Source organism: Thiomicrorhabdus arctica DSM 13458, from assembly GCF_000381085.1.
GTDB lineage: Bacteria > Pseudomonadota > Gammaproteobacteria > Thiomicrospirales > Thiomicrospiraceae > Thiomicrorhabdus > Thiomicrorhabdus arctica.
Map to the genome: position 1 here is coordinate 848623 of NZ_KB905899.1, position 12452 is coordinate 861074.

General features: G+C 41.7%; 9 protein-coding genes. 2 read left to right on the forward strand and 7 right to left on the reverse strand.

From position 1 onward, the window contains the following. Positions 1-71: 71 nt before the first annotated feature. From F612_RS0103930 to F612_RS0103940, 3 genes are all read right to left on the reverse strand, one after another. Complete coding sequence (locus F612_RS0103930) at positions 72-1793, reverse strand: bifunctional protein-serine/threonine kinase/phosphatase (protein WP_019556448.1); 1722 nt, start codon at positions 1791-1793, stop codon at positions 72-74. Between the two features lie 73 nt (positions 1794-1866). Beyond that, positions 1867-2682 (reverse strand): formate/nitrite transporter family protein, encoded by an 816-nt coding sequence (locus tag F612_RS0103935; RefSeq protein ID WP_019556449.1) that lies wholly within the window; start codon positions 2680-2682, stop codon positions 1867-1869. A 542-nt stretch (positions 2683-3224) separates the two neighbouring features. After that, complete coding sequence (locus F612_RS0103940) at positions 3225-4178, reverse strand: lipid A-modifier LpxR family protein (RefSeq protein WP_019556450.1); 954 nt, start codon at positions 4176-4178, stop codon at positions 3225-3227. A 292-nt stretch (positions 4179-4470) separates the two neighbouring features. Here F612_RS0103940 and F612_RS0103945 point away from each other — a divergent pair, with 292 nt between their 5' ends. Continuing rightward, positions 4471-5550, forward strand: a complete 1080-nt coding sequence (locus F612_RS0103945) for an alkene reductase (protein ID WP_019556451.1) — start codon at positions 4471-4473, stop codon at positions 5548-5550. Between the two features lie 186 nt (positions 5551-5736). On the opposite strand, the gene F612_RS0103950 is transcribed toward F612_RS0103945, so the two are convergent. From F612_RS0103950 to F612_RS0103960, 3 genes are all read right to left on the reverse strand, one after another. Next, complete coding sequence (locus tag F612_RS0103950; protein ID WP_019556452.1) at positions 5737-5988, reverse strand: GlsB/YeaQ/YmgE family stress response membrane protein; 252 nt, start codon at positions 5986-5988, stop codon at positions 5737-5739. A 308-nt stretch (positions 5989-6296) separates the two neighbouring features. Then, positions 6297-7736, reverse strand: a complete 1440-nt coding sequence (locus tag F612_RS0103955; RefSeq protein ID WP_019556453.1) for an ice-binding family protein — start codon at positions 7734-7736, stop codon at positions 6297-6299. A gap of 515 nt (positions 7737-8251) precedes the next feature. Then, positions 8252-9715 (reverse strand): ice-binding family protein, encoded by a 1464-nt coding sequence (locus tag F612_RS0103960; protein WP_019556454.1) that lies wholly within the window; start codon positions 9713-9715, stop codon positions 8252-8254. Between the two features lie 649 nt (positions 9716-10364). Between F612_RS0103960 and F612_RS0103965 the strand changes: the two genes are divergently transcribed. Further along, the gene (locus F612_RS0103965; RefSeq protein WP_019556455.1) at positions 10365-11057 is read left to right on the forward strand and encodes a hypothetical protein; all 693 of its coding nucleotides are present in this window, start codon (positions 10365-10367) and stop codon (positions 11055-11057) included. 225 nt (positions 11058-11282) lie between these two features. Here F612_RS0103965 and F612_RS0103970 read toward each other — a convergent pair whose 3' ends face one another. Continuing rightward, positions 11283-12149, reverse strand: a complete 867-nt coding sequence (locus F612_RS0103970) for a delta-class carbonic anhydrase (RefSeq protein ID WP_019556456.1) — start codon at positions 12147-12149, stop codon at positions 11283-11285. Positions 12150-12452 lie beyond the last annotated feature (303 nt).

The following is a 12452-nucleotide window of genomic DNA, read 5'->3' on the forward strand; positions in this document are numbered from 1 at the left end:
CGGCTAAAGCATCATTTATCAAGGTCTCATATTTATTTAACTTACTCCTCTGTTTACTTTATGCGGGACGATTACTTCATTAATAAAAAAATAATTATTAACAGTAAGCCGAACGAAATTCCTTTCCAAAACAACAGTGGATTACGTTCAATTAAAGGCGGTTGTGTTTTATTTAAAAAAGCACTGCTAGGCCGACGTAAATCTTGAATAAATTCAGAAATCTCAGCATAACGTTTCGTCGGCATAGGCTGAACTGCTTTTTTGATGGCATCATCCATCCATGCAGGAATGGATTTATCATCATCCAATACCGTTTGATAACGTAGGTTTCTTTGGGCTGATTTTGTGGTTGCTCTTGCCACGAGAGTTCCGTAAGGCAATTTGCCAGACAACATTTGATAAGTGATGACCCCCAAAGAAAACAGGTCGGATTGCGTTGTGCCCGCTTCCCCTAGAAAATATTCAGGGGCTGTAAATTGTGCGGTGCCTAAGTTATCCTGACGATGAAGAGGGGTATTTATCTCCATTAAACCTGCCACTCGGGCAGCACCAAAATCGATAATTTTGACCGTACCATTTTGGTCAATCATAATGTTATTGGGGCGTAAATCCTGATGTAACATCTCTTGTCGATGAAAAGCTCGTAAGCCTTTTGCCAATTGCTCAACAATTCCACGTACGGTTTCAACACTCGGTGCCGGATGATCAACCATCCATTGCGCCAAGGTTTGGCCGTCAATGTATTCTGTCACGATATATAAATAATTACGTTTTCTGGTCTGTAAGCAAGGCTTTAAGACGTTTTCATGATGAATACGCCTTGCAATCCACTCTTCCATTAAAAATCGCTCTAGATAAGCGGTGTCATCGCGTAAATCAACCGACGGCGTTTTAATAATCACCTGGGTATTGGTTTCGTGGTCTCGAGCCAAATAAACATGACTGCGACTGGAGATATGCACTTCTCGAAGAATTTCATAGCCATCAAATTCCATTCTGGCACTCAGTTTGGCCGCAAATGGCAAGATGGTCAGCCGTTGATGAATTTCATTTTCATCGAAACTTGGCAGCTGCTCTATCTTAACAATTTGTAGCGTTAAATTATCATCGCTACCCTTTTGATAAGCTTCATCCAAAATCAATTCAGCTGCAAGATCCAAATCCTCAAGATTTCCATGAATGGTTTCCAACATAAATTTATCAGTGACAAACTCATAAATACCATCAGTGGTCAGTAAAAAAATATCCCCCTGCTCTAAAGGAAGTTTTTGATAATCTATTTCCAGCTGCTCATTCACCCCCAAGGCACGACTCAGATAGCTTTTTTCTTTCGACACCCACATTCTATGATCTTCTGTGAGTTGTTCTAGCTGATGACCTTGCAAGCGATAGACACGACTGTCTCCTGCATGAAAAATATACGCTGTAGTAGATTTAAAAATTAGGGCACTAAACGTGCAGACATAGCCTTTATCTTTATCGTAACGATACTGACTTTTTCGGGTTTGGTTGTATAACCAGGAGTTGGTGGCGAACAACACACTTTGCGCAGCTCTTTTGACAGACCAAGACTCCGAGGTACAATAATAGTCTTCTAAAAAGCCTTTCACCGCGGTCTCACTGGCAACTTGGCTCACCTGACTGCTACTAATACCATCGGCCAAAGCGACAACAATGCCTTTTGAACTGAGTAAGGGATCTTCAGGAATATAAATCCCATGAAAATCCTGATTCAGTACTTTACGGCCTTTGTCAGATTTCTGTCCAATGGAAACTGTTAATTTATTTGCCATATTAATTCCAATAAAAAAGTCCCTGTACCGAATAGTACAGAGACTCTATTGACCAAACAAAAGCTCTTAAAAACTATGCGTTTTTAGCACGCTCAGCACTCGTTTTAACATGAGTATAGTATAAAGGCAGACCTACAAATAAGAAGCCACCGACTAAGTTCCCTAATGCCGTAGGTAGTTCATTCCAAAGAAGGTAGTCAGATACGGCAAAGTCGCCGCCCATAATCATAGAGAAAGGGAATAAGAACATATTAACGATTGAGTGCTCAAAACCCATGAAGAAGAACAACATGACTGGCATCCACATCGCCACAATCTTACCGGTAGTTGAAGAAGAAACCATCGCACCCACAACTCCCATGGCCACCATCCAGTTACACAGCATGCCGCGGATAAAAACGGTCAACCAACCTTCCAAACCATGTGCTTGATAACCTAACGTCCGGGCTTCACCAATACTTGCCACCTTGGCACCAAGTGCTCCAGGATCAATGCTGTAGCCGTAGGTCAAGACAAACGACATCATAAATGCAACGGTCAATGCGCCCATTAGGTTACCCAAGAACACTAACCCCCAATTACGCAATAACCCTGGAAAGGTCACGCCAGGTCTTTTATCCAAAAGGGCTAAAGGCACCAACATAAACACACCCGTTAACAGGTCAAATTTCATTAAATACAGCATTATGAATCCGACAGGAAAAAGCAGAGCTCCAATTAATGGTGAACCCGTTTTAAAAGCAACAGTGATTGCAAACATGGCAGCGAGTCCTAAAATGGCACCTGCCATAATAGCTCTAATCAAGGTATCTTTCGTGGACATAAAAATCTTAGATTCACCCGAATCCACCATTTTGGTCACAAACTCACTGGGTTCTAAATAGGACATATTGTTTACCTCTCATTTCTATCTATTAATGCATTGAATGTTACTGACGCTCGATTAAGACTTGATGCGACTAAATCTTGCTCATTTATTCTCTATTCATGAATTTAAAGTGTCGCGTTGTGTATAGACGTTTTTTAAAACAAAGGATTCGGTAAAAGCAAACATGTGCCAACATATCTGAAAACTCTGGTTAAAGTCCGTTTTTGAACGCATCACTTTAAACTAATTAAAGAGCATAAAGAAATAAACGCTCCAACAAATTTAAGTTATTAATAATCATAAGGATAGATTTAAACACCCCACTTTCACAGGATCTTTAATGAGAAGTTACGCACCAATAAATGACATTGTCGCACCAAATTCTTTACGTGAATTTACAGGTACAAATAAACTAAGTAACCCTAGTTCACAATGAACAGACATTGGACTACTTACATAGAATGCATCCTATAAACGATGCTTTAACGTCTGCAATGTAATGAGGCATTACTTTGATGCTAGCGAATGAATAAGGTGGATATGGAGATGATAATGGCCAACGTTTAAAAAGACCAACTCACCGTCAAGGAAGCGAAGCTAAACACTTTTTCTGGCTGCCCTTTATAAACATTCCCAATGGCATTGCCACTTACAGTTACTGCAATATCCTTATAAGATAGCCCCACTCCATACTGCAGCATCGGCACCCAGCGATAACGTTCAAAATAAACTTGATCATGGCTCAATACTCTGCCATCTAATAAAGCACTGTAAACCAAATTACTTAAACCAATATTTCCAAAATAAAAATAGCCAAAGCCCTTAGCGCTAGGTTGAACATGATTAATTTTGTTATACATGATTACAGGACGACTATTCACTGTACGGATCATACCTAAACCGGCATAGACCTCAGTAGCAGGACTTCCAAGCTTCACCCATGTTGTCTGATAAAACTGCCAATCATCCACTAAAAACAAATCGGTGTTTACATCCAAGCCAATCTGGATCGTGGCTTGATTCGGTAATTCGTAAAGAGCATCTTCAACAGGGTCATTCCCTATCAACTGATGCAGTTCATTTTGCATCGGCTTTCCAGGGCTATCAGGACCTAACCATCCAAAAACAAACTCGACTCCAATTGACTGCCCTTTTCTTTTATAAAAACGTCGCAAATCAATATGCGTCCAAGTTTCATTTAAGATCGGTGTAATTTTATTGGCTCGATTCAATTTGGTCAGTGTAAAAGCCTCCACAGACACTTCAGCTTGGTCAAATAATAAAGTCATGCCTAAGTCATTGATCAAAGACTGCATAGGAGAGACTAAAAAATTATTAATGCCCAAAAAATCATCAGTGAATTTAAACTTAAAGCCTCCGGTATATCCTCTATCCGTTCCAAAAATAACATCATTATCGACATGTACTGTCAAAACGCTCTCAGCCTGCGCTGGCTGAATCAATGCCAGCAAGGCAAAACTAACCACTCGTGCAGAAAAAAAACCGTATTTTTGCATGACATACCCCATCGAAAGAACCTACCCCATTAACGATCGAAGTCTATCAGCTTAATACAACTCAAACCAATCGTCACAAACATTCTCAAACCAGGCTTGACGAGCCTTTTCAGACACCTGATGGTTTTAACTTCTATATTTGCGTTTACCGCAACAGTGTTTTCTACTAGGACAACTATATCTCGATGGAGAGTGCGTGTTAATATTGACCGAAGTTAGAATACGTACAAGACCGCATTTCCATAAAATCAACCTTAAAAACCGACAACCTTAATTCATGTTAGGAGATATTATGACAAACCCTTATCCGCACCTCTTTTCTCCCCTTAAGCTCGGGGCCATTCAACTGCCTAACCGTATAATCATGGCACCTTTAACGCGTGCTAGAAGCGAAGAGGACCATATCCCGACCGATTTAATGGTCGAATATTATGCTCAACACGCCAGTGGAGGTTTGATCATTGCCGAAGCCACCATGGCGATGGAAGGTTGCAGTGCCTTCTGGAAAGAGCCTGGCATCTATTCAAATGAACAAATTGCAGGTTGGAAAAAAATCACCGATGCCGTACATGCAAAAGGTGGGCGCATTGTTCTACAAATCTGGCATGGAGGGCGTGCCTGTCATCCTGTGCTTAACAACGGCCAAGTACCCGTCTCAGCCAGCGCCATTGCCATTGATGACAAGGTGCATACACCAGAAGGAGAGCTGCCCTACACCGTACCACATGCGTTAACCATAGAAGAAATTCCTGCGATTATCGAAGGTTTTAGACAAGCGGCAATTAATGCCAAAACAGCGGGCTTCGATGGCATAGAAGTCCACGGTGCCAATGGCTATTTATTAGATCAATTTCTACGCGATGGCAGTAACAAACGCACCGACAACTATGGTGGTTCCATTGAGAATCGGGCACGGTTATTATTAAAAGTGCTTGCTGCGGTATCAGAAGTTTGGGGGAGTAATCGAGTCGGCCTACGCTTATCGCCTTTAAATAGCTTTAATAGCATGCTCGACAGCGACCCCGTCGCTTTAACAAAATGGTTGAGTGAAAAGCTGAATGAATTTAATTTAGCTTACCTACACATAATGCGTAGCGACTTTTTTGGTATTCAAAAAGAGGACGTTCTTTCGGTTGCAGAACAATTTTACCAAGGAAATATTATTGGAAATATGGGCTACGATGCTGCAGAAGCTGAAGCCGCGATTGCCAAAGGTGATTTAGAAGCCGTTGCTTTTGGTGTCAGCTATTTGGCAAACCCAGATTTACCTGAACGCCTCAAAGCCGGCGCTGAACTCAACCAACCTAATCCAGATACCTTCTATACAGCGGGTCCAGAAGGTTACACAGACTACCCTTTCATGCAGAATTAAGATTCCAAGATCTTGAGAAAATAGTTAATAAAAAAACCCGCATAAAGCGGGTTTTTTACTGGATTAGATTTTTAGTGGTTAAAACTTACCAGGCCTGGTCATCTTGTTTTTAATTAAAAATTAACATGCCAGACAACCTTCACAACCAAATATTGATGGTTAATTTTCTCGTGAGTAACTATTGAGTTAGGCTCTCTTTACAAGACTAATTACAAACAACAAAATAATAGCGCCAACCGTCGCGGTAATAATGGAACCGAGTAAACCACCGGCGACCAAGCCTAGAAAATTAAATACGGACCCTCCCACGATAGCACCCACGATACCTATCAAAATATTACCAAGCAGACCAAAACCACCTCCTTTCATAATATTACCTGCTAACCATCCCGCTATCGCGCCAATGGCCAAAAATATTATTAAGCTATTTATATCCATAATGCCTTCCTTTATCTATTGAGTGTAAAAAAATCGGTCAACCGCCAAAACGGACGACACGACTCATGAAAAACGTCACTATCTTACTGATTGAGTCGGCGATTTGGTTATATGTGAATCACCCTTATCCAGTCTTTAAAAACTCATAAGTGAAAACACCTGCCTCACTAATGAAACTATTCAATGCTCATGCTGCATTCTTGCCTTCACATTGACAGGTAAGATTTAGCAATGGTCCTAATAGACAAAAAAAAGGACCCAACTGGGTCCTTTTTTTGTCATTGTGCTTTCACACGGTAACACATACTTTATGGAGTTGTAACTACAGTAGTCGTACCAAGTCTAACTTCTGTCTGTGCAAGTAATCGGCCGTCTATGGTAGAACCGGAGATCATTTCAATATCGGTTTTAGCCAATATATTGCCCTTAAATGCTGCAGCTGAATTAAGAGTTACTGTACTAGAAGCTTGCCAGAAGACATTTTTGGCCACAGCACCGCCCGTAAGAAAAATAGACTTACTTGCTGCGAGATCTAGCGTACCGCTCACCTGGAAAATCCAGACATCATTCGCGCCGCCATCAAGCGTAATGTCGCCTGTTAAGTTTACGTTGGTTCCCCATGTGTAAACACCAGGGACAAGTGTTTGAGCAGTCACCGTTCCAGCGCCAATATTCAAGTTTGAACCCACGCCTGCAGGAGCTGCAGCAGCTTCGGTGTATGCAGTACCCACGTCACCTATTGCAATGGCGGAAGCGTTCTTGTCAGTCGAAACACACGTATTAACAGGTTCAGCGTTGTCTGTAAACATTTCAGACCCAGCCGACAGTTCAGTACAGGCTACTGTAATAGACGCGCCAGTGATTGGGCTAGTACCAATATTACCAGTGATTGTAGTGGATCCAGCAGAGGTAATACCTGCGGCTGTCATGATCGCAAAATTAGCAGCCGTCCTAAGATTGACTGGTGCCGGTCCTTTAGCAACGGTACTACCGGTCGTAAATGTCCAGACCTTAGCCGCCGCCAAAGCATTTGCAGGCTTCGCGATGTCTGTAATACCCGTTGTTAATGTAGCCGTATAGGTCGTATTGATAACCAAATTATCAGTTGGAGTAAAGCTTGCTACCCTATTGCTATAGCTAACTACGCCTGAAACTGACGTACCACCAGCACTTAATGTGAAGGTCGAATCATTAACGGTAGCAGGGTGAACTGCTTCACTAAAAGTAGCACTGATTCGAGGGTTTATAACAACATCTGCCGCCACATCAAGAGGGTTAGTAGAGACTACAGTAGGCGCGATTGCATCAGCTGCCGTGCCACTAGTAAAACTCCAGACATAGGCTGCTGCAAGCGCCTGACCTGTGGCACTTTTTACTGCCGTTGAAAGTGTAGCCGTATGAAGTCTGCTAGCCGTGAAAGGTCTATCAGCCGTAAAAGTAGCCGTTTTAGATGCTGCATCATATGACACAGTACCCGTTAATGCTGACTCGTTTAAGCCAACAACAGTGAAACTACTGGTGGTAATAGTGGTGTCATCCATTGCTTCACTGAAAGTAACAACCACTTTGCTGTTAAGCGCCACATCTGTAACAGTATTTATTGGTGCTGTTTCGACCACTGTTGGAGCTGTGCCCGTGGTTGTACCCGTGGTTGTACCACTACTGCTATTACATCCTGTAATAAGAGAGGTCAGCACAAGTCCGGCTAGCAACAAACTTCGGCCAGTGTATTTTTTAATCATATTCATTATTTTTCTCCGGGGAGTTTTTAATACCGTGGGTGATAAGTAGCCATGATATTAATTGGCAAAAAACATATTCTTGCCTAAGGGGGGTTCTCTTTTATCCGCACCGCAGCACACTGTCCAATTACCTTGTATTGAAAGTTTTGCTGCGTTAAGGGGATTTTTTCGAGACTGTTCCGTCTAGTACTAAGGCCTCAGACGGAAGGAGGAGAGAACCCTACTATATACTTTAAATAGACCAATAGCTAAGTTAATCGGTCATTAAATAGGGTATTTCGTCACTAATTACATGGAAATGCGTATAAACACTAAGGAAAGGCTCGTGGTTTTGAGTAGCTATTGATCCATCACTCTATTTAATTTTCAGTCATACTTTTTGCAAGGCTCAATTTTTGCGCTACATTCTTTCTGTCAAAATCACACTACTAAGGGTAGTTATTCATTTGACTAGACAAAAAAAAGGACCCGATTGGGTCCTTTTTTTTGTCACGGTGCTTTCACACGGTATAACGCATACCTTATGGCTGCGTAACCGTATTACTTTGCAAGGTAACCGCAGTCTGCGATAACAGTCTGCCATTCACCGTTGCACCTGTTTTAACAGCAATCGCTTTTACAGCCAGCACAACACCTTTGAAATCTGCGTTGGTATCAATAGCAAGACCCGCTCCACCACCGATCTGCCAGAAGACATTCTTGGCTAGAGCCCCACCGGTCAATGTGACATGAGTGGCACTTGCCTGGATAACGTCCCCTGCGATCTGAAAGATCCAGACATCATTTGGACCCCCATCGAGAGTAACATCCGTGTTGATCAGGACACTCGTACCCCACTTATAAAGGCCAGGAACCAGTGTTTTACCACTAACATCACCGGCATACAACTCAGTAAAATCAGGTGTTGTTCTGCCTGCCGCATCGGTATAGGCGATTCCCATATCGAGCACCGCATTGGCGACTAACGTATTGTCAGGTGCCGTACCCTTAAAGCAGGTAACTGTACCACTGCCAGTATAGGCCGCATCCGCACCATAAATAAAACCAGTCATTTCTGAACAGGTCACATTATCCATTGCCGCAGCGGTAATTGGGCTAGCACCAATATTGCCAGTAATAGCGGATATAGGAACGTTTGTGATACCGGTTTTGGTCAAAATAACAAAGTCTCCCGCCGTGCTAAGATTAACCGGGGCCGGACCTTTAGCAATGACGGTGCCGGTCTTGAACGTCCACACTTTAGCCGTTGCTAGTGCATTTCCAGGATGCGTAATATCTTTAATGCCTGTTGTTAGCGTAGCAACATAGTCAGTGGAAATCTTTAGATCGCCATCAGGGTTAAAGGTCGCCACCTTGTTGTTATAGCTTACAGTACCTGAAACGGGTGTTCCGGCATCGGTTACCGTAAAGGTCGATGTATTAACAGTAACAGGATTAAGCGCTTCACTAAAAACAGCCGTCACGCTGCGATTAAGTAAAAAATCCACTGACAAGTCAACAGGGTCAGTAGAACTTACCGTAGGCGCAGTCGTATCGGTCACACTACCACTAGTGAAACTCCAGACATAGGGCGCTGCCAGAGGAATGCCTGTTGCTCTTTTTACCGCAATCGTCAGTGTGGCTGTGTGGAGAGTGAGGGATGTAAAATCGGCAGAGGGAGTAAAAGTAGCCGTATTAGATACGGCGTCATACGACACGGCACCGCTTAGTTTTAAACTTGTATTTTCATCAATTACGCTAAAGCTGTCGGTCGTAATTGTGGTGGCATCCATCGCTTCACTGAAGCTGACAATCACATTGCTGTTAAGTGCCACACCTGTAGCAAGGTCGACCGGTGTCGTTTCGATCACTGTCGGAACGCTAGTTGTAGTTGTAGTAGTGGTGGTACTTGTTCCACTACCACTACTACATCCTGCGATAAGTGTCGTTAACATAAGGCCGGCTAGCCACAAACTTCGGCCAGTGTATTTTTTAATCATATTCATTATTTTTCTCCGTGGAGTGTTTAATATCGTGGGGTTATAAAATAGCCATGATATTGATGGGCAAAAAACATATTCTTGCCTAAGGGGGGTTCTCTTTTATCCGCACCGCAGCACACTGTCCAATTACCTTGTATTGAAAGTTTTGCTGCGTTAAAGGGATTTTTTCGAGACTGTTCCGTCTAGTACTAAGGCCTCAGACGGAAGGAGGAGAGAACCCTACTATATACTTTAAATAGACCAATAGCTAAGTTAATTTATATATTTCCTTGTAAATATCCAGGTTAATTCATCATTTGCCTAGCTTAGGTATAAATAGAGGAGTTAATAAACCAAGAGATTACTTTTCAAGACAAGTTTGATGACATAGTTTGGCATGAACTCCCTAGAGGCTTTATCTTGTGAGAGGTATTGAAAAGAGAAGATTAAACTCAAATATCCTCATCCATGCCTCCCTACACACTAGGTATAAAATGTCATATCGTCTATTTTATGCGCATAACGAAGGCTCCATGTTTTTGAAAACGAGTCATCATCATTGTGACTTTATATGAGAAATAGCTGTCTTATAATAAGTAGTATAAAAACTATTCTTTCTGAGTTAACATGAGATAACTCTTTGTTTAAACACTTAAAATGGCAGGATACGTTAATGACTAGAAAATTTGATATTGAAATCATAGACTATAAAAAAATTTCTAGCATTCAAAATGCTTGGAACACTCAAGACTACACAGCCATTTTAGAACTCATGGAGAATGACGATGTTGCAGGGATGTCAGATTCCGATATAAAAGAGATGTGTTTGATGGCTCTTAACGATCTAGAAGCCGAAGAAGCTGCAACGATCGTTTTAACGTATCTGTTGGACGGTGCGGTAACAGCTGGCAAAATTAGCCAAATGGCACATCAAATGCCTGATGATAAACTATGGGAAGAGTTTGCAGACCCACTCTTTCATGAAAGATTGTTTAATGCATATGAGTTATTACGAGAGGCTTTTAATGGCGTTTTTGCCAAACCAACCGGAGTCATCATGCGACTCACGATCAAAGCTGAGAATGAACTTGCACAGCAACAGTTTAAAAAATCGCCTAAAGTGAGCCTTGTTCGCATTCTCTCTAAAGGACTCGATGACTCATCCCTGTTAAACCGTTTGTATGAAGAGCAAATTGCGGGAGAGCATTTTGAAGAAGCCGAAGGCATTATCTGGAAGATGACCCCACTCACCAACAGCGGGCTACAAACTGAATATGAAATCACCAGTTCTCAACTTTGGTTAGAAGACCTTGAAGGTATCTCACCTTTTAAAGCCTCTATCCCTGCGGATGCACTGGAAGAGTAACCGACGTAAGCTAATAACGACAGCACTTTAATGAAGTATCCTCTCGGATTATTTATTTAGAGTCGTCACACATCCCCTTGATAAATAACAGTAAGCGATATTTAAAGTTCGTTCAGACACAAAAAAACCCACTTAACAATACAGCTAAGCGGGTTTTATAATCCATTCAAATAAAAGCATTCAAATAAAGGAAAGAGCTCCCTTTATGGATGACTCATTTATAGATTACTGAATCTTAGAAAGTAAGTCAGGATTGGTCACTAAGTTTCTAACGCCATGTGCATGATCTTCATTAAAGACATTACCTTTACACCATTGTGCAACCGATTTGATATTCACTTTTTCTACTTGAGGACGAACGCTCCATGTAACTTGGAATGGAGAACCCGCTTCATTGTAACCCGGTCCAGTCGTAGAGCCCGCATACTCAACAGGTGTTCCTGTATTGCTTGGGATATTCAACGCTTGGTAAACGCCCTTTTTCATACCGTATTGGGTTAAGTTATTAAAATCTAAAGCCGCCTGATCATTAACCAAAACATAGACTTGTGTTTCTACGCGCAATTGAGGATTCTTAATAGAATCGCTTAAACAAGCTCCTAACGTTGGGCCTGGAGTGACATTTGCTGTTGAGTAAACATAATGCACTTCGATCGTGTCACCTGAAGACAAAACACTATGTTCACTCGGACAAATTTTAGATTTAGTTGGCATCTTTTCAGACGATGTTAGCTTACCGCTATATTTATAACCACTCTGATCACCATGACCATTACCATTGCCTGCAAAAGTAGTGAACTCGCCACCTTTATGCTCCGCATTTTTATGAAAGTGAATATTACACAGATTCATATTCGAAGAAGCAGGAGACGAATTAAATATAATCGAATTTGCCCCCATTTTGGCATCAATATCACGGGGTGATTGTGGCCCGAATCCTTTCCCTGTTGTATTTGCTGCTAAAGCGGCGCGCTGTTGAGAGACGACCTCATCGGCAACCGGACTATGATGGCTTTCATCGTGAAGACCGGTTGTGGCACAAGCTTGTAAAAGGACGGTTGATGCTAATACTGTAATAATTCTCTTATTCAATTTTCGACTCCTAGTCATTTTTAACGACGTTTAAAAAGTAAATAATGACTCTGGTTAAGATATTTGCAAATAACCGAGTATCCAACCTATCTAAAAAGTATGGACCCGTTATAAGATCAAAATTCACGAAGGAAAATTATACTCAAGAATGGTTATTAACAAACCATTAGATGGATAAAAATCACTTTTTTTGAATGAAAAGTGTATGTTTTTTATACTCAATACAGGCTTTTACGTAACTTACTTCCAGTCGAGCCAACTAGGCCTGTTCATAATCATTTAGCGGTACATTTATCCCATTTG

What these genes read in the sequence shown, in the direction of transcription:
- F612_RS0103930 (WP_019556448.1), bottom strand. Translation starts at nt 1,793, where the DNA reads ATGGCAAATAAATTAACAGTTTCCATTGGACAGAAATCTGACAAAGGC.
- F612_RS0103935 (WP_019556449.1), bottom strand. Translation starts at nt 2,682, where the DNA reads ATGTCCTATTTAGAACCCAGTGAGTTTGTGACCAAAATGGTGGATTCG.
- F612_RS0103940 (WP_019556450.1), bottom strand. Translation starts at nt 4,178, where the DNA reads ATGCAAAAATACGGTTTTTTTTCTGCACGAGTGGTTAGTTTTGCCTTG.
- F612_RS0103945 (WP_019556451.1), top strand. Translation starts at nt 4,471, where the DNA reads ATGACAAACCCTTATCCGCACCTCTTTTCTCCCCTTAAGCTCGGGGCC.
- F612_RS0103950 (WP_019556452.1), bottom strand. Translation starts at nt 5,988, where the DNA reads ATGGATATAAATAGCTTAATAATATTTTTGGCCATTGGCGCGATAGCG.
- F612_RS0103955 (WP_019556453.1), bottom strand. Translation starts at nt 7,736, where the DNA reads ATGAATATGATTAAAAAATACACTGGCCGAAGTTTGTTGCTAGCCGGA.
- F612_RS0103960 (WP_019556454.1), bottom strand. Translation starts at nt 9,715, where the DNA reads ATGAATATGATTAAAAAATACACTGGCCGAAGTTTGTGGCTAGCCGGC.
- F612_RS0103965 (WP_019556455.1), top strand. Translation starts at nt 10,365, where the DNA reads ATGACTAGAAAATTTGATATTGAAATCATAGACTATAAAAAAATTTCT.